Below are 20,320 nucleotides of genomic sequence, written 5' to 3' on the forward strand. Positions count from 1 at the left end.
CCAGTCGTTTTACAGGTGGGCGCCAACCGACACGGCGCGCCACCGCCCTCTACGTCATCCAGGCGAAGCCCGCGAGTCAATGCCGGCCTTCGCCGCTCTCTCAAGCAGGGAACCTCCATGAGCAATCCAACACGCGGGGTGATCAATGAATTGTTCGCCCTGCTCAAACCCTTTCGGCTGATCGTCACCGGCGCGATCCTGCTCGGCATGGTCGGTGGTCTGAGCGTCACCGCGTTACTGGCAACCATCAACAGCGTGCTGCACAGCGAAGGCGACCTGAGCAACACCATGGTCGCGGTCTTCGCCGGCCTGTGTCTGCTAGCCCTGACCACCTCGATTTTTTCCGACATTGGCACCAACTATGTCGGCCAACACATCATCGCCAAACTGCGCAAGGAACTGGGCGAGAAAGTCCTCTCGGCGCCGATCGAGCAGATCGAGCGCTACCGCAGCCATCGCCTGATTCCGGTGTTGACCCACGACGTCGACACCATCAGCGACTTCGCGTTCGCATTCGCCCCGCTGGCGATTTCGATGACCGTGACCCTCGGGTGCATGGGTTATCTGGCGATGCTGTCGTGGCCGATGTTTCTGCTGACGGTGGTCGCCATTCTGATCGGCACGGTCGTTCAGTACATTGCTCGCGGGCGTGGCATGCAGGGTTTCATGAAGGCCCGCGACTACGAAGACGAACTGCAGAAGCACTACCACGCGCTCGCCGAGGGCGCCAAGGAACTGCGCATCCACCGTCCGCGCCGGCACCGCATGTTTGTCTCGGGCATTGAAGGCACGGCGGACAAGATCTGCGACATTCAGGTGCGATCGGTGAACATATTCGTGATCGCCAAGACGCTCGGTTCGATGCTGTTCTTCGTCGTGATCGGTCTTGCGCTGGGCCTGCAATCGCTGTGGCCGAGCGCCGACAAAGCGGTCATGAGCGGCTTTGTACTGGTGCTGCTGTATATGAAAGGCCCGCTCGAACACATCATTGCCGCGCTGCCGATTGTCAGTCGCGCGCAGATCGCGTTCCGCCGTATCGCCGAGTTGTCCGAGCAGTTTTCCTCACCCGAACCGCACCTGCTGCTCAACGATCAAGGCCATAAAAAGACAACGGTGCAGAGCCTGGAGCTGACCGACGTCTCGTACAGTTTTCCGACCGTACAAGGCACGATCCCATTCCGTCTCGGGCCGGTGAACCTGAAGATCGAACAGGGTGACATCCTCTTCATCGTGGGCGAGAACGGCTGCGGCAAAACCACCCTGATCAAACTGCTGCTGGGCCTGTACGCGCCGCAGCAAGGTGAAATCCGCCTCAACGAGCAGATCATCGACGCCACCACCCGTGACGATTACCGTCAACTGTTCACCACGATTTTCGCCGACTACTACCTGTTCGACGACGTGGTGCAGGGCGACACGCACATTCCGCAAGATGCCAACAAATATCTGGAGCGTCTGGAAATCGCGCACAAGGTCAGCGTGCGCGACGGTTCGTTCACGACCACCGACCTCTCGACCGGCCAACGCAAGCGTCTGGCCCTGATCAACGCGTGGCTGGAAGAACGGCCGGTACTGGTGTTCGACGAGTGGGCCGCCGACCAGGACCCGACCTTCCGCCGCATCTTCTATACCGAACTGCTGCCTGACCTCAAGCGTCTGGGCAAAACCATCATCGTCATTTCCCACGACGATCGTTACTTCGATGTCGCCGATCAACTGGTGCGCATGAACGCCGGCAAAGTGGTCACCGAGCTTCAACCCGCCTGATTGTGAAAAATTTGTAAAAAAAGTGCGTTGAGTCTTTCCGGTTTTCGGAAGGCTCAACGTCTTACTTACAGTTAATAGAAATAGTTCTCAGTCAACACTTTGAAGAGTAGAAGAACAATGCCCGCACCGCACGGACTCCACCCGCTCGCCAAGGCTCTGCTGATCCGCCGCTCCTTAGGTTCCACGTTGCCAGCGCTGTGCGCCATGGCTCTGACCCTGCCATTGGCAGGCCAGGCCCAGGCCGCCGCCGTGGCGATCAATATTCCTGCTCAGTCGCTGGGGAGCGCTTTGCAGGAATTCGGCCGCCAGACCAACCTCCAGGTGCTGTACAGCCCGGATGAAGTGAGTGGCCTGCGCAGCACCGCCGTCAACGGCAACCTGGAACCAACGGCCGCGATCGCCCAGTTGCTCAATGGCACCGACATCGCCTACAGCGTGCAGGGCAACAACGTCGCATTGCGCGCCCGCAACGCCAACGGCGCCAGCCTGGATCTGGCACCGACCAACATTTCCGCCTCCGCGGAATCAGCCTGGGGTCCGGTTGCCGGGATCGTCGCCAAGCGCAGCGCCTCGGGTTCGAAAACCGATACGGCGATCAAGGAAATTCCGCAGACCATCAACGTCGTGACTCAAGACGAAATCAAGATGCGCGGTTCGAAGTCGGTGACCGAAGCCCTGCTCTACACACCAGGCATGACCGGCGGCGGTTTTGCAGACCGGGTGAAGATTTTCGACGAGCCAACCTCCCGTGGCTTTTCCCCTACCCCGCTGTACCTCGATGGCCTGCACATGCCTTATGGCGGCGGCAGCACCGGCGGTTCGCTGCAGATCGACCCGTACACCCTGGAGCGCGTCGAAGTGCTCAAGGGCCCTGCGTCGGTGCTTTACGGCCAGAACCAGCCTGGCGGTATCGTCAACATGGTCAGCAAGCGTCCGACCGCCACTGCGCTGCACGAAGTGAAGATCGGTGGCGGCAGCTATGACCGTAAATACGGTGCCTTCGACTTCGGCGGCCCGATTGACGATCAGGGCGAGTTCCTCTATCGCCTGACCGGCGTGTTCAACGACAGCAACTCGGCCATCGACTATGCCAGCCAGAACCGCATGTTGCTGGCGCCAAGCCTGACCTGGCTACCGAACGACCGCACCACCATCACTGTCTTCGGCCAGTACCAGAAAGACCACGACGTACCGGAAGCCCAGGGTTTACCTGCGTTCGGCACGGTCAAGAGCACCTCGAACGGGCGTATCAGCCGCAGCCGGTTCATTGGCGAGCCGGACGTGAACAAGTACCACCGCGAGCAGTTCGTCCTCGGTTACGAAATCGCCCACGAACTCAACGACGTCTGGACCCTGAAACAGAACGCTCGTTACGCCGACGTCAACGACCAGTACGTGGCGCCGCTGCACGGTTATTCATTCCCGACCAACCCGGTCACCGGCCTTAACGACAATAGCTACCAGAACCGTTACGCGGTGGACTGGTCGCAGCACAACAAGGTTTACGGCATCGATAACATCGCCCAGGCCAAGTTCAAGACTGCCGATATCGACCACACCGTGCTGTTGGGCGTGGACTACTACCACTTCAACTCGCAGTTCCTTGGCCTCTATGACCGCACCGCCCCGGGTATCGACCTGTACAACCCGGTATATGGCAGCCAGATCAATTTCCGCCAGCCGTACAAATGGGACAACACCATCACGCAGACCGGCCTGTACGCGCAGGATCAACTGCGCTGGAACCAGTGGTTCCTGACACTCGGCGGTCGTTATGACTTCGCTGAAACGGATAACAAGCAACCACTGACTCGCGGCCACACCAACCAGAAGGACGAGAAGTTCACCGGTCGTGCCGGCCTTGGTTATGAGTTTGAGAACGGCATCACGCCATACGTGAGCTACGCCGAATCGTTCCTGCCGCAAACCGGTACCGACATGAACGGCGGCGCATTCGAACCCACCACCGGCAAGCAGTACGAAGTCGGTATCAAGTACGAGCCGACGTCCATCGATGGCTTCATCCAGGTTTCGGCCTACCAGATCGACCAGGACAACATGCTCACCTCGGACCTCAACAATCCGGGTTTCAGCACCCAGAGCGGGACCGTGCGCTCGCGTGGTGTCGAGTTGGAAGGCAAGGTCAATGTCACCCGCAACCTGCGCGTAATGGCTGCGGTGTCACGTAACCAGACCAAGTGGGAGAAAGACAACGACGGTCGTGAAGGTCGCACCCTGGCGATGCGTCCACCACTGACCGCGTCCGCTTGGGTCAACTACGACTTCGACAACTCCACTGCCCTGGCCGGTTTCGGTATGGGTCTGGGTGCACGCTACGTGCGCAGCAGCTACGGTTCGGACTACGAGTCGGACTCGTTCCAGATCCCGTCCTACACCGTGTATGACGCCATGGTCTCCTATGACCTGGAAAAATCGCCGCTGCACATCAAAGGCGTGAAGCTGCAAGCCAACCTGCAGAACCTCACCGACGAGAAGTACGTTGCCGCGTGCAACAGCACCCTCGACTGCTACTACGGCGAAGGCCGTACCATGACCGCCGACGTGACCTACAACTGGTAATACGTTCAGCACTCACTAAAGCGCCGACATCTGTCGGCGTTTTTCTTGCTTGATTGAGCGAGGCGGCCGTTGGGCCGACCATGCTCTTGTAGCCTTTGTGAATATCCGTTTTTTGGGTGTTGCGGCTGGCGGTTCCGCTCTTACAGCGGGTCACTTTTTCCGGACGTACTTCATCTCGCCAAGACTCAGTGTTCCCTCGCTACGGTGGGCTCCAAGTCAAAGGCCAACGCAGATCAAAAGATCGCACCCTTCGGCAGCCTCTACAGGGAATGGGGGCACCCGCCAGAGACTGGTCGGCTGGCAGGCCACCATCGCCAACAGGCTGGCGCCTACAGTTTTAATTTGCGTACACACAACGAGCGTTAGCTCGCGTACAGCGCTTGACCTCAAAGGCCCGTCGGCAGGCTTCGTTCCGGGATTGATCCGGGGGTGGGAGCGCAGCGGCCGTTCGACGAAGTCGAACACATCGAGAGCAGGTGCAGCGAAGGGCTGCCCCCTAAGAAGCCATTACCTTCAAGCAAAAAAGGCGCCCATTCAGGCGCCGTTCCTTGAACAATTGCCGATCACATCACCGCGACGGCGGAACCCGAATATCCCCTGCCCGGCACTGAGTTTTCACACCCTTGCCACAGGCGCCAGGCTGCAGGTCTTTACCCATGCACACGCGTACCTCCGACAATTCCGGGCCGCTGCAAATCACCGCGATGCCATCCGCCGCAATCCCCGGGTTAGCCTTGCGGAACAAGTCGGAAATCTCCTGCGCCTCAAAGTAATAGGACGTACTGAACGGTTGCAGCTCTTGCGGGATTTTCACCGCGCCCACCGCTTTATCCGCCGCATCCAGATAGCCCATCGCGCCGAGACCACTGCACGTGCCATGTTTCGACCATTCGTGATCAAGCAATTTGCGGGTCGGGAACAGCGTCATGCCCTTGCTGCTCTGCTCTGCCGACAGCGTAGCCATCGGCGGGCAGAATTCTGGCCAGCCGCCCTTGGCGTATTGCGGCCACAGACCATGCAGCACGAAACCGTAACCTTTGCCGGAACACTGCACGTCGTCCTTGTGTGTAAGGCAAAACGTCGGCGACCAGGACAACGACAGCAGGTAGTAATCAAACACCCCCGCCACTGATTCCGCCTGCACCTTGCTGGCCTGGGATTGGCGCGCCGAACTCAGGCCGATACTACCGGCCGTCAGCGCAATCACCGCCAAAATTGTAAACAGCTTTTTCATACACCCGCTCCTTGGGACGCTTGCGTCCGTGGTTTTCGATCCTGACCCGACTGGGTCAGCCATGATTTCGACACGCTTGTGTTGCAAGCGCATGACGCAAGGCAACGCTGTACTCCGTTGAAAGGTCTACGATTAATAAGCAGACATCAAACACAGGGATCCGAAATGAGTAAAGCAGACGAACTCGCCGCGAAGCTCAAGCAAACCCGGCACACCCCCGCGGACGACATTACCTGCGCGGAACTGGAGATCGATTGCTGGCCGGCGCAGGTCTATGACCTGTACCACCGCATCGAGGCGTGGTTGCAGCCAGTGACCGAAGTCGGCCTGAAGATTCGACGCAACCCTACCCACGTTTGCGAAAGTTCGCCCGACGGTCAAACCCATGATTACGCCATCGACCAATTGATGATCGAGGCCAACCACCACAGCCTCACGTTTGATCCCATCGCACGCTTTACCGGGGATGGTTGCGGTCGTGTGCAGATTACCCTGCCAGGCAAAGACACTTCCCTGCTGCGCACCGTCGATGAGCACCACGAAAGCCATTGGTGGTTGCAGTCGATGGAAACCGGGCAGCAACTGGATGCGATTGCACTGACGGAAAACAACCTGTTGCAGGTGGTGCAGGAGGGATTAGGCTTGTAAGTGCATCGTACCGATAGGGATCAGCGCCAAGAACGTGGTTAACTTCTCGCTCCGATCCCTTGGAAGCTCGACAGCCATGAGAACAACCACAATCCTGCTCGGTACCCTGCTGGCCCTGCCCCTGACCTTCAGCGCTCAGGCTTCAGAACAATCGTCACATCTGGACACCCTCCAGCAACAAGGCCAACTGCGCGTCTGCACCACCGGCGACTACAAGCCCTACACTTTCAAGCGCGACGACGGCGAATTCGAAGGCATCGACATCAGCATGGCGCGCTCGCTGGCCGAAAGCCTCGGCGTCAAAGTCCAATGGGTGCAGACCACTTGGAAAACCCTGATGCCCGACATGCAGGCCGGTAAGTGCGACATCGGCATGGGCGGGATTTCGGTGACCCTGGAACGGCAGAAAAAGGCCTATTTCAGCAACACCCTTGACGTCGACGGCAAGATCCCGCTGGTGCGTTGCGCCGATCAAGCCAAGTACCAGACCCTCGAACAGATCAACCAGCCCAACGTAAGACTGGTCGAGCCTGCCGGCGGCACCAACGAAGCCTTCGTTCATGCCTTCCTGCCCAAGGCACAACTGGCCCTGCACGACAACGTGACGATCTTTGAGCAACTGCTCGACAACAAGGCCGACGTAATGATCACCGACGCCTCGGAAGCGCGTTATCAGCAGAAGCTCAAACCCGGCTTGTGTGCGGTCAACCCGCACCAATTCATGCAGTACGGGGAAAAAGCCTACCTGCTGCCGCGCGATGACATCAGCTGGAAACTGTACGTCGATCAGTGGCTGCATCTGAGCAAGGTCACTGGCCAATATCAGAAAGTGCTGAGTGAATGGATTGCCGTAACACCTGAGCAGTAATCCTCAGTCGTCATGCAACAGGCCGGAGCTGTATTGGTTGAAGCTGTTAGCCATATTGCTCCCGCCAAACTTCAAGGTGTTGGCATTGCGCCCCTGCGGCGACTGACAGTCGCTGGAGAAACAACTTGTCGTGGTCAACCCTCCCGCCCCCGAACACGCACTCAACACCGACACAGTCGCAATCAACAACACTTTGACGACGTTCAGACTCATGGCACGATTCCCCTCGGGATGGAAAGCAACGATCTTGTGTCAGCATCCTAGGCCCGCGCCGTACCCGGCAACATGAAACTTTCGTGATCGACAGCGCCAGTTCAGAATCACAGCGCCAGACAAGGACATCTGCATGCAATTTCTTCCCTTGACCGAAGCCAGCCCCGACCTCCAGGCCCACGTCCGCCACCTGCGCAATCAGCAAGACGTGCGCAAGTACATGTACACCTCCCACGAAATCACCGAACAGGAACATGCCAACTGGCTGGCCTCCTTGCAGGCCAACCCACGGCAGCAGGTTTTTGTAGTGATCAAGGATCAACAAGCGGCCGGGGTTGTTTCGTTGAATGCGATCAATGCAATGCACAAAACCGCCGATTGGGCGTTTTATCTGGATGTCAGATTGCAGGGTAAAGGACTGGGCAGTGTTGTTGAGTTCTGGATGCTGGATTACGCCTTTGACGTCGCGGGGCTGGAAAAGCTGAATTGCGAAGTGCTGGCGATGAATTCGGCGGTGGTCAAAATGCACCAGAAGTTCGGGTTCGAAGTGGAAGGCGTACGGCGACAGAACGTGGTGAAAGATGGAGTGCGGGTTGACGTCGTGCTATTGGGGATTACCAAGGCTGAGTGGCTACACAAACGCTCGGCGCTGGCCCCCGTTATCGAGCGGATCAGTGCGAGCTGAAGACGCTCAGCGCTTGAGCCACGCCCCCTTTGGAATCTGCGCCAGTGACTTGAAAGCAGGTTTGGCGAACCAGAAACCCTGCATCAGATAAATGCCGCAATCAGCGAGAAAGTCTCTTTCCTGCGCCTCTTCTATGCCCTCGGCGATCACCTCGACGCCCAACTCTCTACACATGTTCACAACGTTACGCACGATGGTCTGGCGAACTCGGTCAAGGTGGATATCCCGGATCAACGCCATATCCAGCTTGATCAAGTCCGGCTGAAAGTCCGCCAATAAGTTAAGACCGGAATAGCCTGCGCCAAAGTCGTCGATCGCCGTCTTGAAACCAAACTCACGGTACTCACGCAAGATGTTCGTCAGATGGCTGTTCTTTTCAACGTGCTCGCCCTCAACCGCCTCGAAGATCAAGCGATCCAGCGGGAACCCGTGAGCGCGCGCCGCTTCAAGCGTGCTGCGAATGCACAATTCCGGACGGTAAACGGCATTCGGCAAAAAGTTGATCGACAGGTACTCGGTCATACCTAACTGAGCCGCCGTGGAAATAGCCCGAACACGACACAGTTGATCGAATCGATAACGATTTTGATCGTCTACCTGCTCCAGAACTGACAACGCCCCCTCACCATTCACGCCGCGAACCAAGGCTTCATGGGCAAAGGTTGTTTGATCGCGCAGATCCACAATGGGCTGAAACGCAAAGGCGAAATCCAGATCCGGCGCGCCTTGGTTTTTGCAGCCCTGGCAGCCTCCGGGTGAGGCGGATGTTTTTGGAAAGTCGGTCATGACGCCCCCTGATAATGGGTTGCAACCGTCCGTGGTGATAAATAAAGAAACAGCGCTTGAGCCGGGTTATCTGCCAACCCAAGCATCACTTTAGCCCAACGGCGCCTGAATATTTGAAGGTGCCGTGGACTGATCGTTCGCATAATCAGGTGCGGAAATGCGCAGTCATTCGCTGCAAGTCCTGCCCCAGCGACGCCAGCTCAATCGTCGCTGCCGCACTCTCTTCGCTGGCAACCGCCGACTGGTCGGCCACATCACGCACGCTGACGATGCTGCGATTAATCTCGTCGGCCACGGCACTTTGCTGCTCGGCAGCGGCCGAGATCTGCAGGCTCATTTCCTGAATCGTACCGATGGACTGATTGATCTCGGTAATCGCCAACTCGGCTTTTTGCGCCAACACCACCGTATCGAGGGTGCGCTCGCGGCTGGAGGCCATCAGCGTAGAGGCCGCTTGCGTGCCTTGTTGCAGGGTAATGATCAGTGCCTCGATTTCCTTGGTCGAGTCCTGTGTGCGCTGGGCCAGCGAGCGTACTTCGTCTGCTACCACGGCGAATCCACGTCCTTGCTCACCCGCCCGCGCTGCTTCGATAGCGGCATTCAACGCCAGCAAATTGGTCTGTTCGGCGACGGCCTTGATCACATCGATCACTTTACCGATCTGCTCACTGTCCTGAGACAGCACGTTCATCGCACCGCCCAACGCTTCAATGGCCACAGCGAGCTCACTGATCTGCACCGTCGCCTGTTTCACCACCGTACTGCCGTGGCGCGCCTGTTGATCGGCCAACGTCGCGGCCGCGGACGCATCGGTGGTGTTGCGCGCGACCTCCTGCACCGTCGAGGCCATTTCGTGCATCGCCGTGGCGACTTGATCGACTTCACTTTTTTGCTGACGAACACCCGCGCTGGTCTGCTCGCTCATCGCCGAAAGTTTTTCCGCCGAGGTCAAAATATGCGTGACACCATTGCCGATGCCTTGCACCAACGTGTTCAGGTTCTGCGCCATGTCTTGCATCGCGTTTTGCAGATCGCCCAACTCATCCTTGCGATTTGATTTGGCCTGTACCGTCAGATCGCCCTTGGCAATTCGTCGAGCCAGATCAACCGTCAATGCCAGCGGCGCAGTGATCTGGCGCGAGATAACCACCGAAGCGAACAACCCGACCAACAGCGCCAACAGGGTCAACACCGCCATCTGAATAAACGCTGAGCGCTGATCTTCAAGCGCCAGGCGCTGCTGGGTATCCATCAGACCGTTCATGATGCTGTCCATCGCCTTGCTTTCCTGATCGACCTGCTGACGCATGCTCTGCTTCTGCGCAAACAGCCCGGCCACTTCCACCAAGACGTCGCGATAACGACGCATCCCGGCGTACGCTTCTTCAACCTGGCTCGACAGGGTCGCCGGCAAACGGGTACGCGCTTCAGTGATATCGCTCAGGAACGTGTCGGTCGTCGCCATAAGCACATTTTTGTTCACCTCATTCGGCACCGCGATGTAGCGACGCAACATCAGGCGAAACAGGGTCATGCCGTTGCGCAAGTCAGCCACCGTACGTAACTCCCGAACGCGCTCGCTATCGGCTGACGCCAGAGCGCTGGTTGTGGTGCTTTCAAGCATCCCGGCAAACGTGTCTGCGTACTTGTCGGACAGCGCACTCAGCGGTTTCAAGGCATCCGTCGTCGACTTGTCGGCATCGATCAGCCGCTTCACCTTTTCATCATAGGCAAGGATAGACGCTTGCAAAGCCTTCAAGGCTTGTTGGTTTTCGGCACGCGTCAACGTTTCCAGTGCCCTGCCCACCAAGCCCTGCAAGACATTGAGCTGAGCGTGATAAGAATCAACGAAAGCAGCGTCAGCCGCAGCTTCGTACTGTTTTTCGGACAATCGCATATTTTGCGTAGCGTCATTCAACGTGCCAATCAGGCGCGTCGTACTCAAGCGATCAACCAGCACGTTGTTGCTGTTATAGCCAATGAAAGCAACGGCCAAAACAGCCAGCAAAAGAATGCCGAAACCGGTTCCCAGCTTGCGGGAAACCTTGATGTCACCCAGGAAATTCGATGCTACTGCCATATTCAGCCTCAAACGCCCTGACGCGAAACGTCAGGCACAAAAAATAGATCTTCGGCAACTGCAGTCACCGTCCAGATATTCGGGGGTCGTCATCCAAGGCGTGTTACGGAACACTCCAGCTGTCCCGGAAATGCAAAATGCGATGCTGTTGATGCATCAAAGAGAAACCCGACGCGAGCATCGGCAGACAAACCAACACGTCGCAAACAGGGTGCCTGCACGCAAGGTTGATCGATTCAGCAAAGATATCTGGAAGGGATGCTATAAACTTTAGGAAAACTTGTACAACTTTTTATTTTTGTATAATCATTGAACTTTTAGAAGCGCGTGATGACGCATTGCCATCACACAATATGGCACATCGCTACTGGCACAAAACGATGCTGAAAATGTCGACTACCGCTCCCATGACAGCACCAACAGCGGTAACCAGAACGCCGACGACCTGATCCCAAGCATCGACGAACTGTGCTGGCGTCACTAAGGCCGCACCGCCGGCGTGACCTAAGCAGTACTCGAAGCCAACCCCGAGCAGCCAAGACGTTTTTCACCCGCAAGGTAGAGCGGACATGAATTACCAACATCATCAGGCCAAGCCATGAACAACCCCGACCGACTGTTGATTTTCATCGACAATGGCAAGGTTCGTTACATCGCCGCGCAGACGCTCTCTTTCGAATACAGTTTCGATCTGCAAGTCATCTTCATCGACTTCGCCGGTCATCCCGACAGCGTCATGTTGCACTTGATTGGTTGGTTGAGCGTCCACCAATCCGAGTTGCTGGAGAACCTCAGCAAAGCCGCGGATGGCATTCAGTTCAAGGCAGACATTCTCGAGCCTGACTTTGCCCCTGATCGAGCGCGTAGTGTTGGGCAAAGACGATTGGGGCAACACCACTATCCGTTATTCAGGGGAACTCCAACGAACTGCCAAATTCCTCATCCGAACTGAATACCTGGCGCTCAGGGCACCGGTAGCGAATGGGGGCTACCGAAATGACCAACCAACGCTGGAGGATTGGGCAGCAGGATTGCTTGGACAGCTTGAACCGGCATCACGCAACAAACTGGCCCGCAATCTCGGTCAAACGTTGCGACGCAGCCAGCGGCAACGAATCATTCAAATACGCGCGGCGGAAAAAGCATAAGCTGCGCGGAAAGGATTGCGCCGAGCGCATGACGACAGAGGTGCGTTATGAACAGCGTGAGGTGCTGGGTTTTACAGATGCCAACCTTGATTTAATCAAAAATGGATTGCTCAGACACCTCATGCAGACTTCCTTTACAAACGTGTAATTACTGGTTCTTTCCGAGCAAGAAAGTATTTAACCTGCAGCCCGGCATCAACATCAATATTTACCCCTAGCGCATAGTCCCCGCTAGAAGTTGTAAAATAATCCGTCACACTACCTGTATAAACCGCGCCCTCATATTCAACTTTGACACGTTGCCCCGTTGATAAACGCTCATCTTCAATCGATAACGATCGCAGAGAACCCTTAGTCCCTTCTCTTGAGATTAAATAGTTGAATTCATTTACGCTAATTATTTTTTCCATAAACTTTTACCTCCAAGATAATTAACATGATCAAGCCGCTAAATAATCACTGAAAGCATGGAGAGTGGCACCTGTCAAACCTGACAGTAGGCAATACTTATTCGGCATCAAAATGCTGCTATGAATAACCAAATTTTTATTGTGTAACGGTTGGTTCTACAAACCGACAAGACTGAAATTCCCCACACATGGCGCCACCATTGGCGCGGATAGTAAGCAGGCTAATCGGCTTTTAGCCGCCGCCACCGGATCAGTCGATTGGCCTCTCTAGGCCGTTTTTAATCTGTGAACGATTCGCCCTCTCGCCATTCTCGGGGCAGTCACCAAGCGGCACCAAGCGGCACCAAGGCACAACAATGAGAGGCCAAAAATAGGCGTCCAGTCCCATATCGTTCCCATATCGCCCTTTTCCAGACGCCAAAAACCACAAACCCCCGACTTTCTCTAGGAAAATCAGGGGTTTGTGTTTACTGAATGTGGCGGTGAAGGAGAGATTCGAACTCTCGATACAGTTTCCTGTATACACACTTTCCAGGCGTGCTCCTTAAGCCACTCGGACACTTCACCGTATCTCTTCAAACATGTTCTGTCTGTCGAGGCGCGCTAATGTAGTCGAAAGCTTTTCCGATGGCAAACTTTTTTTCAGAATTTTCATGCGGTTAAGAGAAGAAGTCGTTTCCACGCTCCGACAGGCCATGGCAAACCGGCCAATCTTCGGTGGGCGCGGCCTTTCTATATAGAAGGCGAAGCGCCAGCCATGTGGCGCGCTACGCTGGGCAAGCCGGGAAACGGTGACTGGCGGGTCAGTCACGGCGCTTTACCTGGCTTGCGTCGGTGAGTAACGTCTGCCCATCTTTCTTACAAGGAATAGCGTCATGAGTGAGTTGATTTCCTACCACCTCGAAGACGGTATCGCGACCCTGACCTTGAGCAACGGCAAGGTCAATGCCATTTCCCCGGACGTGATTGCGGCGTTCAATGCGGCGCTGGATCAGGCTGTGACTGATCGTGCCATCGTGATCATTACCGGTCAGCCGGGCATTCTGTCGGGTGGTTATGACCTGAAGGTGATGACCGCTGGCCCTAAAGAAGCCGTGTCGCTGGTGACCGCAGGTTCGACGTTGGCTCGCCGTCTGCTCTCTCACCCGTTCCCGGTGATCGTCGCTTGCCCGGGTCATGCCGTGGCCAAGGGTGCCTTCATTCTGTTGTCCGCCGACTACCGCATCGGCGTCGATGGCCCATTCAGCATTGGTCTGAACGAAGTGCAGATCGGCATGACCATGCACCACGCCGGTATCGAACTGGCGCGTGATCGACTGCGTCGTTCGGCATTCCACCGTTCGGTGATCAACGGTGAGATGTTTGATCCGAAAAGCGCTGTGGATGCCGGTTTCCTCGACAAGGTGGTTTGCGCCGAGGAGTTGCAAGGTGCCGCACTCGCTGCCGCGCGTCAGTTGAAGAAGATCAACATGACTGCGCACAAAAACACCAAGCTGAAGGTGCGTAAGGCTCTGCTGGAAACCCTGGATAACGCCATCATCCAGGATCAGGAGCATCTGGGTTAATCACCCGGTTCCAGCATTGAAGAAAAGCCCGGCCGTCGTGTCGGGCTTTTTCCTGCAAGCTCCGTTGAAAGCGCCACGGCTGCTCTAGGACGCGTCTGACAAACAAATCCGAAACATGCGCTTAAACATCGCCTATCTCCTGCCTCTATAGCGGCAATTGCCGAAAACAGTGCACATCCGTACACTGCGCCACCTTTTGTGCCGGTGGGGCCTTAAAATGCTGTTCGTGTTTCGTATGTTATTGATGAGCCTGCACTTTATTTTAGCCGGCGTGCTGGGGGTGATCCTCGGGTTGTGCCGCCCATTCAATCCGGACAACAGCCGTTTATGCGCCCGCCTCTACGCCTTGCCGGCGATGTGCATTTTGCGTCTGCGAGTGAAGTCCGACGTCAGCGGCTTGATGAGCAAGCCTGACAGTTGCGTGATCATCGCCAATCATCAATCCAACTATGATTTGTTCGTGTTCGGCAATGTCGTGCCGCGCCGCACCGTCTGCATCGGCAAGAAGAGCCTGAAGTGGGTGCCGCTGTTCGGGCAATTGTTCTGGCTGGCCGGCAACGTTTTGATTGACCGTGGCAATGCGCACAAAGCGCGCCAGTCAATGCTCACCACCACGCATACCTTGCAGAACGAAGACACGTCGATCTGGGTGTTCCCGGAGGGCACGCGTAACCTCGGTGAAGAACTGTTGCCGTTCAAGAAAGGCGCGTTCCAGATGGCGATTGCCGCGGGCGTACCGATCGTTCCAGTGTGTGTCAGCAGCTACATCAGGCACATGCGTTTGAATCGCTGGCGCAGCGGGAAAGTTCTCATACGCTCGTTGCCGGCAATTCCTACCGCTGGACTGACCATGGACGACATGCCCATGCTCATCAGCCAGTGCCGCGAGCAAATGCGCGAATGCATCGAATCGATGGATCGGCAACTGCAAGCCGCCTGACCAAATAAACCCGCCCCGTGCGGGTTTTCTTTTATGCGGTGAACTGTGCTGATTTCACTGACTCTCAAGCAGCGACACGGCTAAGCTGAAGCCGTGCAATCCCTGTCATCTGCCAAGAAGAAGTGAACCACCACCATGGGTCGAGTTGTTGCTGCTGCGGTGTACAGCGCGGGTAAGAAAGTCACCAGTATTTCCCTTGATGAAGGCGCCGCCTGGGCCGCCAAAACCGGCCACTTTGTCTGGATCGGCCTCGAAGAGCCGAACGCACAGGAATTGTCCAACCTGCAACGCCAGTTCAACCTGCACGAACTGGCCATCGAAGATGCCCTGGAAAAACACAGCCGGCCAAAACTGGAAACCTTTGGCGACGCATTGTTTATCGTTACGTACTCGCCAATCCGCGAACACGGGATTTTGCAATTCATCGAAACCCACATCTTCGCCGGCAAGGGCTACATCATTACCGCGCGCAACGGCCACTCGGCGTCGTACGCCCATGTCCGTCAACGGTGTGAAGCACGCCCACTGTTGCTGGAGCATGGAGAAGACTTCGTCCTCTATGCGCTACTCGACTTTGTGATCGAGAACTACCAGCCCGTAGGCGAGGCGATCCATGCCGAAATTGATGAACTTGAGCGCAATGTGCTGTGCAGTGCGCTGAACGAACACGACATTCAAAGGCTTCATGGATTGCGCCGCGACGTAGTGCGCCTGCGCCGGTACGCGGCGCCGATGGTGGAAATCGGCGAAGAACTGCAACGACTGAGCTTTCCGTTTATCGACAAGAACATGCGCCCGTACTTCCGCGATGTGCAAATCCACGTCACAAGACAGATGGAAGACCTGACTACACTGGCGGAAATCGCCAGCCAGACCATCGAAGTCGGTGTATTGCTTGAAGCGTCAAGACAAAGCGTGGTGCAGCGTAAATTTGCGGCGTGGGCCGCGATTCTGGCGTTCCCGACGGCAGTGGCGGGGATCTACGGGATGAATTTTCAGAACATGCCCGAGTTGAGCTGGCACTACGGTTACTTCGGTGTTCTGGGGTTTATTACGGTGGGATGTGTGAGTTTGTGGGCAAGTTTCAAGAAATCAGGCTGGTTGTAGTGCTGTGGTAAGGGAATGCTCCCTTACCACAGATGCCGCGTCAGATTTTAAACAGCTTTAGCTTCTGGCTTGTGCGCCACAAAGCGCATCATCCACTCCGCGACCGTAGCGCCATGATGCTCCTGCTCAAGGCTGGCCACGCCTTTGCTGTAAATCTGCGTACCCAACGCGTCCTGACGCAGTTCGAGCAGCGCACGCGAATAATCGTGAATGAATTCCGGATGGCCCTGGAAGCACAGCACCTGATCATTGATGTGGTACGCCGCAAACGGGCAGAAGTCGCTGGAAGCGATGACCGTGGCGTTTTCCGGTAGCGCCGTCACCTGATCCTGGTGGCTGATCAGCAGTGTGAGTTCCTCACGCACCGGGTTCATCCACGGCGCCCTGGCCGCGAGTTTGTAGTTGTGGGTACCAACGCCCCACCCCTGAGCCGCGCGTTCGCTCTTGCCACCCAGCAGCAGTGCCAGCAGTTGGTGGCCAAAGCACACACCGAGCAGTTTGTCGCCACGTTCGTAGCGGCTCAGCAGGTATTGCTTGAGGGTTTGAATCCACGGGTCGGTACCGAAGGAATCAGCCTTGCTGCCAGTGACCAGGTACGCATCGAACGTCAGGTCGTCGCTCGGGTATTCGCCCTGCATCACGTTGTAGACGGCGAACTCGGCGGCGATCGGTTGCTGCGAGAACAGGCGCTGAAACATCTGCCCGTAACCCTGATATTGATCGACCAGTTCCGGACGCAGGATGTCGGTTTCCAGAATGCAGATGCGTAGCGACATAAAAAATACCTGACACATGATGGGAATAATGAACACCCAGAGCCTGCCCTGAAACACCCAGACAAGGCAAGCCCCGCAGCCTTCTCCCCATCACTTAAAACAGCTCGCCTTTCGCAGCCTTCTCCAACAACAACGCCGGTGGTGCAAAACGCTCGCCATATTGCTCCGCCAGATACTGCGCACGGGCAACGAAGTCTTTCACCCCGTATTGATTGATGAATTGCAACGCACCACCGGTCCACGCCGCAAAACCAATGCCAAAGATCGAACCAATATTGGCGTCCGCCGTTGAGGTCAGCACACCCTCCTCCACACAGCGCACTGTTTCGATGGCCTGCACGAACAACAGACGGTCACGTACATCCTTCGGCGAGATCTGCCCATCAGCCTTCTCGAAACGGGTCTTGAGTTGCGGCCACAAATGCTTCTGTCCACCGGCCGGATAATCATAAAAACCGCCGCCAGCCGCTTTGCCGGGGCGCTTGTATTCGTTGAGCAGCAAATCAATCACGGCGAAGGCCGGGTGCTCAATCAGCGGTTTCCCTTCAGCTTGCAGGTCTTTGGCCGTTTGTTGGCGGATATGGCTCATCAGGCTGAGGGAAACTTCGTCAGATATCGCCAGAGGCCCGACCGGCATACCGGCCTTGCGCGCTTCAGTCTCGATCATCGCTGCGCTTACGCCTTCACCGAGCATGGCGATGCCTTCATTGGTGAAGGTGCCGAACACGCGCGACGTGAAGAAGCCGCGACTGTCGTTGACCACAATCGGCGTTTTCTTGATTTGCAGTACGAAATCAAAACCACGGGCGAGGGTTTCGTCGCTGGTCTGCGCGCCTCTGATGATTTCCACCAGCGGCATTTTCTCCACAGGGCTGAAGAAGTGCAGGCCGATGAATTTGCTCTGATCGGGGACGGCACTCGCCAGACCGGTGATCGGCAAGGTTGAAGTATTGGAAGCGATCACGACATCAGCGCCAACAACCTTCTGAGCTGCCGAAGACACCTGCGCTTTGAGTTCGCGATCCTCGAATACCGCTTCGATGATCAGATCACAACCCGCCAGGTCGACATCGGTTTCAGTGGTATGAATCCGCGTCAGCACCGCTTCGCGCTGTTCAGCACTCATTTGCCCGCGGGCGACTTTTTTGTCCAGCAGCGCCGCCGAATGCGCTTTGCCCTTCTCGGCCGCGGTCAGGTTGATGTCCTTGAGCACCACGTCAATGCCCGCCGAGGCGCTGACAAAAGCGATCCCGGCGCCCATCATCCCCGCACCGAGTACGCCGACTTTCTGCGTTTTATACGGCGCAAGCCCCTGCGGCCGCGACCCACCGGCATTGATCTCATTGAGTTGAAACCAGAACGTGCCGATCAGGTTTTTCGAAATCTGCCCCGTGGTCAGCTCGGTGAAATAGCGGGTTTCGATCAGATGCGCGGTATCGAAATCCACCTGAGCGCCTTCAACCGCCGCACACAGAATCTTTTCCGGCGCTGGCAGCGTGCCTTGGGTTTTCGTCCGCAGTATTGACGGCGCAATTGCCAGCATCTGCGCCACTTTCGGGTTCGACGGCGTACCGCCGGGAATCTGGTACCCCTTGACGTCCCAGCGCTGTACCGCCTCCGGATTGGCGACAATCCAGGCGCGTGCCTTGGCCAGCAGTTCATCGCGATTCGCCGCCAGCTCATCAATCAAACCGGCTTGCAACGCTTGCTGCGGACGCACTTTTTTACCCTCCAGCAGATAAGGCAGCGCCTTCTCGATACCAAGCATTCGCACCATGCGCACGACCCCGCCGCCACCCGGCAGCAGGCCGAGGGTGACTTCCGGCAAACCGAGTTGCACCGACGCGTCATCCAAAGCGACGCGATGATGACAAGCCAGGCAGATTTCCCAGCCGCCACCGAGCGCCGCACCGTTGATCGCCGCAACCACCGGTTTGCCCAAGGTTTCCAGAGTGCGCAATTGCCCCTTGAGGGACAGCACCATGTCGTAGAACGCTTTGGCTTCTGGCTTACCGACCTTGATCAGCTCATTGAGGTCGCCACCTGCAAAGAAGGTTTTCTTCGCCGAGGTGATGATGACGCCAGCAATGCGGTCTTTTTCAGTGACAAGCCGGGCGACGCAAGCGGCCATAGCCTCGCGATAGAGGGCGTTCATGGTGTTGGCGCTCTGGCCCGGCATGTCGATGGTCAGCACGACGATCCCGTCCTGGCCTTTTTCGTAACGAATGGCTTCGCTCATAACAAGTTCCTTGAATTCGGGGCTCAGAGTCGTTCGATGATGGTGGCAATGCCCATGCCGCCGCCGACGCACAGCGTCGCCAGGCCATAGCGCAGGCGTCGGGCTTCCAGTTCATCGAGCAAGGTGCCGAGGATCGCGCAACCGGTGGCGCCCAGTGGGTGGCCCATGGCGATGGAGCCGCCGTTGACGTTGACCTTGTCCGGATCGACGGCCATGTCCTTGATGAATTTCAGAACCACCGACGCAAACGCTTCGTTGACCTCGAACAGATCGATTTCCTCTACACGCAATCGCGCTTTGGCCAACGCCTTGCGGGTGGCCGGCGCGGGGCCGGTGAGCATGATGGTCGGATCAGTGCTGGTAACCGCCGTGGCGACAATTCGCGCCCGAGGCTGCAGGCCCAGCGCCCGGCCCTTGGCTTCGGAGCCGATCAGCATCAGCGCCGCGCCGTCGACAATGCCGGAACTGTTGCCGGGTGTGTGTACATGGTTGATCCGCTCGACATGGCTGTAGACCCGCAGCGCCGTGGCGTCGAAGCCCATCAGGCCCATCATTTCGAAACTCGGCTTGAGTTTGCCCAGCCCTTCGAGAGTCGATTCGGCACGAATGAACTCATCGTGATCAAGCAGGATGATGCCGTTCTGATCCTGAACGGGCACCAGCGACTTATTGAACGAACCATCAGCTCTGGCCCGCGCCGCTTTCTGTTGCGAGTGCAACGCGTAGGCATCGACGTCCTGGCGACTGAAGCCTTCGAGGGTGGCGATCAGATCGGCACCAACGCCCTGCGGCGTGAAGTGGCTGTGCAGGTTGGTCTGCGGATCCAGCGCCCAGGCACCGCCATCGCTGCCCATCGGCACACGCGACATCGATTCAACGCCCCCGACCACCACCAGGTCTTCAAAACCCGAGCGCACTTTCATGGCGCCGAGGTTCACCGCTTCCAGCCCCGAAGCGCAGAAGCGGTTGATCTGCACGCCCGCCACGCTCACGTCCCAATCGGCCACCTGCACGGCCGTTTTAGCAATGTCAGCGCCTTGATCACCCATCGGCGTGACGCAGCCGAGTACGACATCATCGACCTGGCGGGTGTCCAGCGAGGTTCGCTCTTGCAAAGCACTCAGCAGGCCGGCCACCAGATTCACCGGTTTGACGCTGTGCAGTGCGCCATCGGCCTTGCCTTTGCCGCGGGGCGTGCGTAACGCATCGAAAATCAAAGCTTGGGTCATGACGTCCTCGAACCTGTGCGGTGAGTGATTTCTTGTGCCTTCACT

18 protein-coding genes, 1 tRNA gene and 2 pseudogenes are annotated in these 20,320 nt (G+C 57.0%); 10 read left to right on the plus strand and 11 right to left on the minus strand.

The window, feature by feature from the left end; translation table 11 throughout:
- The first annotated feature begins 117 nt into the window (after positions 1 to 117).
- Both AACY18_RS17860 and AACY18_RS17865 read left to right on the plus strand, forming a co-directional pair.
- Positions 118 to 1,767, plus strand: coding sequence for a cyclic peptide export ABC transporter (locus tag AACY18_RS17860; RefSeq protein ID WP_339433460.1), 1,650 nt, complete (start codon positions 118 to 120; stop codon positions 1,765 to 1,767).
- 117 nt (positions 1,768 to 1,884) lie between these two features.
- Complete coding sequence (locus tag AACY18_RS17865) at positions 1,885 to 4,347, plus strand: TonB-dependent siderophore receptor (protein ID WP_339465569.1); 2,463 nt, start codon at positions 1,885 to 1,887, stop codon at positions 4,345 to 4,347.
- A gap of 568 nt (positions 4,348 to 4,915) precedes the next feature.
- On the opposite strand, the gene AACY18_RS17870 is transcribed toward AACY18_RS17865, so the two are convergent.
- Positions 4,916 to 5,581: a ribonuclease T2 gene (locus tag AACY18_RS17870; RefSeq protein WP_339433462.1), complete on the minus strand. Its 666-nt coding sequence runs from the start codon at positions 5,579 to 5,581 to the stop codon at positions 4,916 to 4,918.
- 165 nt (positions 5,582 to 5,746) lie between these two features.
- Between AACY18_RS17870 and AACY18_RS17875 the strand changes: the two genes are divergently transcribed.
- Both AACY18_RS17875 and AACY18_RS17880 read left to right on the plus strand, forming a co-directional pair.
- A complete protein-coding gene (locus AACY18_RS17875) occupies positions 5,747 to 6,229 on the plus strand; it encodes a hypothetical protein (RefSeq protein ID WP_339433463.1) in 483 nt (160 codons plus the stop codon).
- 76 nt (positions 6,230 to 6,305) lie between these two features.
- Positions 6,306 to 7,097, plus strand: a complete 792-nt coding sequence (locus AACY18_RS17880; RefSeq protein ID WP_339433464.1) for a transporter substrate-binding domain-containing protein — start codon at positions 6,306 to 6,308, stop codon at positions 7,095 to 7,097.
- 3 nt (positions 7,098 to 7,100) lie between these two features.
- Here AACY18_RS17880 and AACY18_RS17885 read toward each other — a convergent pair whose 3' ends face one another.
- The gene (locus AACY18_RS17885; RefSeq protein WP_339433465.1) at positions 7,101 to 7,310 is read right to left on the minus strand and encodes a hypothetical protein; all 210 of its coding nucleotides are present in this window, start codon (positions 7,308 to 7,310) and stop codon (positions 7,101 to 7,103) included.
- Between the two features lie 133 nt (positions 7,311 to 7,443).
- Between AACY18_RS17885 and pseH the strand changes: the two genes are divergently transcribed.
- Positions 7,444 to 7,995, plus strand: a complete 552-nt coding sequence (gene pseH / locus AACY18_RS17890) for a UDP-4-amino-4,6-dideoxy-N-acetyl-beta-L-altrosamine N-acetyltransferase (RefSeq protein ID WP_339433466.1) — start codon at positions 7,444 to 7,446, stop codon at positions 7,993 to 7,995.
- 6 nt (positions 7,996 to 8,001) lie between these two features.
- On the opposite strand, the gene rimA is transcribed toward pseH, so the two are convergent.
- The 3 genes and pseudogenes from rimA to AACY18_RS28150 form a co-directional block, all read right to left on the minus strand.
- The gene (gene rimA, locus AACY18_RS17895) at positions 8,002 to 8,781 is read right to left on the minus strand and encodes a S6 modification regulatory phosphodiesterase RimA (RefSeq protein WP_339433467.1); all 780 of its coding nucleotides are present in this window, start codon (positions 8,779 to 8,781) and stop codon (positions 8,002 to 8,004) included.
- Between the two features lie 145 nt (positions 8,782 to 8,926).
- Positions 8,927 to 9,799 (minus strand): methyl-accepting chemotaxis protein, encoded by an 873-nt coding sequence (locus tag AACY18_RS28145; RefSeq protein WP_445261963.1) that lies wholly within the window; start codon positions 9,797 to 9,799, stop codon positions 8,927 to 8,929.
- Positions 9,785 to 10,861: pseudogene (locus AACY18_RS28150) on the minus strand (methyl-accepting chemotaxis protein); the annotation flags it as partial. The gene AACY18_RS28145 and the pseudogene AACY18_RS28150, both read right to left, overlap by 15 nt.
- Positions 10,862 to 11,459: 598 nt before the next feature.
- Here AACY18_RS28150 and AACY18_RS17905 point away from each other — a divergent pair.
- Together AACY18_RS17905 and AACY18_RS17910 are read left to right on the plus strand one after the other, a co-directional pair.
- A pseudogene (locus AACY18_RS17905) lies at positions 11,460 to 11,861 on the plus strand (phage tail protein).
- Entirely contained in the window at positions 11,858 to 12,157 is a 300-nt protein-coding gene (locus tag AACY18_RS17910) for a hypothetical protein (protein WP_445261962.1), read from the plus strand. The pseudogene AACY18_RS17905 and the gene AACY18_RS17910 overlap by 4 nt, the downstream one beginning before the upstream one ends.
- On the opposite strand, the gene AACY18_RS17915 is transcribed toward AACY18_RS17910, so the two are convergent.
- From AACY18_RS17915 to AACY18_RS17925, 3 genes are all read right to left on the minus strand, one after another.
- Positions 12,144 to 12,419 (minus strand): hypothetical protein, encoded by a 276-nt coding sequence (locus AACY18_RS17915; RefSeq protein ID WP_339465574.1) that lies wholly within the window; start codon positions 12,417 to 12,419, stop codon positions 12,144 to 12,146. The genes AACY18_RS17910 and AACY18_RS17915 overlap by 14 nt on opposite strands.
- Before the next feature lie 477 nt (positions 12,420 to 12,896).
- Positions 12,897 to 12,986: transfer RNA gene (locus AACY18_RS17920), tRNA-Ser, on the minus strand.
- Positions 12,982 to 13,230 carry a hypothetical protein gene (locus AACY18_RS17925; protein ID WP_339433880.1) on the minus strand — a complete coding sequence of 83 codons (249 nt, stop codon included), beginning with the start codon at positions 13,228 to 13,230 and terminating at the stop codon, positions 12,982 to 12,984. Before AACY18_RS17925 ends, AACY18_RS17920 begins: the two co-directional genes overlap by 5 nt.
- A 64-nt stretch (positions 13,231 to 13,294) precedes the next feature.
- On the opposite strand from AACY18_RS17925, the gene AACY18_RS17930 reads away from it, so the two are divergent.
- The 3 genes from AACY18_RS17930 (at position 13,295) to AACY18_RS17940 (ending at position 16,031) form a co-directional block, all read left to right on the plus strand.
- A complete protein-coding gene (locus AACY18_RS17930) occupies positions 13,295 to 13,984 on the plus strand; it encodes a crotonase/enoyl-CoA hydratase family protein (protein WP_221733898.1) in 690 nt (229 codons plus the stop codon).
- A gap of 217 nt (positions 13,985 to 14,201) precedes the next feature.
- Positions 14,202 to 14,924 carry a 1-acylglycerol-3-phosphate O-acyltransferase gene (locus tag AACY18_RS17935; RefSeq protein ID WP_339465576.1) on the plus strand — a complete coding sequence of 241 codons (723 nt, stop codon included), beginning with the start codon at positions 14,202 to 14,204 and terminating at the stop codon, positions 14,922 to 14,924.
- Positions 14,925 to 15,059: 135 nt separating this feature from the next.
- Positions 15,060 to 16,031, plus strand: a complete 972-nt coding sequence (locus AACY18_RS17940) for a magnesium and cobalt transport protein CorA (RefSeq protein WP_339465578.1) — start codon at positions 15,060 to 15,062, stop codon at positions 16,029 to 16,031.
- A gap of 47 nt (positions 16,032 to 16,078) precedes the next feature.
- On the opposite strand, the gene AACY18_RS17945 is transcribed toward AACY18_RS17940, so the two are convergent.
- The 3 genes from AACY18_RS17945 to AACY18_RS17955 all read right to left on the minus strand — a co-directional run bounded on the left by AACY18_RS17945 (position 16,079) and on the right by AACY18_RS17955 (position 20,275).
- The gene (locus AACY18_RS17945) at positions 16,079 to 16,807 is read right to left on the minus strand and encodes an amidotransferase (protein WP_339433877.1); all 729 of its coding nucleotides are present in this window, start codon (positions 16,805 to 16,807) and stop codon (positions 16,079 to 16,081) included.
- Between the two features lie 94 nt (positions 16,808 to 16,901).
- A complete protein-coding gene (locus AACY18_RS17950) occupies positions 16,902 to 19,046 on the minus strand; it encodes a 3-hydroxyacyl-CoA dehydrogenase NAD-binding domain-containing protein (RefSeq protein ID WP_339465580.1) in 2,145 nt (714 codons plus the stop codon).
- 23 nt (positions 19,047 to 19,069) lie between these two features.
- Positions 19,070 to 20,275, minus strand: coding sequence for an acetyl-CoA C-acetyltransferase (locus tag AACY18_RS17955; protein ID WP_339433875.1), 1,206 nt, complete (start codon positions 20,273 to 20,275; stop codon positions 19,070 to 19,072).
- Positions 20,276 to 20,320 lie beyond the last annotated feature (45 nt).

The organism is Pseudomonas sp. EA_65y_Pfl2_P74, assembly GCF_963970575.1.
Taxonomy (GTDB): domain Bacteria; phylum Pseudomonadota; class Gammaproteobacteria; order Pseudomonadales; family Pseudomonadaceae; genus Aquipseudomonas; species Aquipseudomonas baetica_A.

Excerpts from the sequence above, each read along its gene's own strand:
- AACY18_RS17860 (WP_339433460.1), top strand. The coding sequence starts at position 118 with ATGAGCAATCCAACACGCGGGGTGATCAATGAATTGTTCGCCCTGCTC.
- AACY18_RS17865 (WP_339465569.1), top strand. The coding sequence starts at position 1,885 with ATGCCCGCACCGCACGGACTCCACCCGCTCGCCAAGGCTCTGCTGATC.
- AACY18_RS17870 (WP_339433462.1), bottom strand. The coding sequence starts at position 5,581 with ATGAAAAAGCTGTTTACAATTTTGGCGGTGATTGCGCTGACGGCCGGT.
- AACY18_RS17875 (WP_339433463.1), top strand. The coding sequence starts at position 5,747 with ATGAGTAAAGCAGACGAACTCGCCGCGAAGCTCAAGCAAACCCGGCAC.
- AACY18_RS17880 (WP_339433464.1), top strand. The coding sequence starts at position 6,306 with ATGAGAACAACCACAATCCTGCTCGGTACCCTGCTGGCCCTGCCCCTG.
- AACY18_RS17885 (WP_339433465.1), bottom strand. The coding sequence starts at position 7,310 with ATGAGTCTGAACGTCGTCAAAGTGTTGTTGATTGCGACTGTGTCGGTG.
- pseH (WP_339433466.1), top strand. The coding sequence starts at position 7,444 with ATGCAATTTCTTCCCTTGACCGAAGCCAGCCCCGACCTCCAGGCCCAC.
- rimA (WP_339433467.1), bottom strand. The coding sequence starts at position 8,781 with ATGACCGACTTTCCAAAAACATCCGCCTCACCCGGAGGCTGCCAGGGC.
- AACY18_RS28145 (WP_445261963.1), bottom strand. The coding sequence starts at position 9,799 with ATGCAAGACATGGCGCAGAACCTGAACACGTTGGTGCAAGGCATCGGC.
- AACY18_RS17910 (WP_445261962.1), top strand. The coding sequence starts at position 11,858 with ATGACCAACCAACGCTGGAGGATTGGGCAGCAGGATTGCTTGGACAGC.
- AACY18_RS17915 (WP_339465574.1), bottom strand. The coding sequence starts at position 12,419 with ATGGAAAAAATAATTAGCGTAAATGAATTCAACTATTTAATCTCAAGA.
- AACY18_RS17930 (WP_221733898.1), top strand. The coding sequence starts at position 13,295 with ATGAGTGAGTTGATTTCCTACCACCTCGAAGACGGTATCGCGACCCTG.
- AACY18_RS17935 (WP_339465576.1), top strand. The coding sequence starts at position 14,202 with ATGCTGTTCGTGTTTCGTATGTTATTGATGAGCCTGCACTTTATTTTA.
- AACY18_RS17940 (WP_339465578.1), top strand. The coding sequence starts at position 15,060 with ATGGGTCGAGTTGTTGCTGCTGCGGTGTACAGCGCGGGTAAGAAAGTC.
- AACY18_RS17945 (WP_339433877.1), bottom strand. The coding sequence starts at position 16,807 with ATGTCGCTACGCATCTGCATTCTGGAAACCGACATCCTGCGTCCGGAA.
- AACY18_RS17950 (WP_339465580.1), bottom strand. The coding sequence starts at position 19,046 with ATGAGCGAAGCCATTCGTTACGAAAAAGGCCAGGACGGGATCGTCGTG.
- AACY18_RS17955 (WP_339433875.1), bottom strand. The coding sequence starts at position 20,275 with ATGACCCAAGCTTTGATTTTCGATGCGTTACGCACGCCCCGCGGCAAA.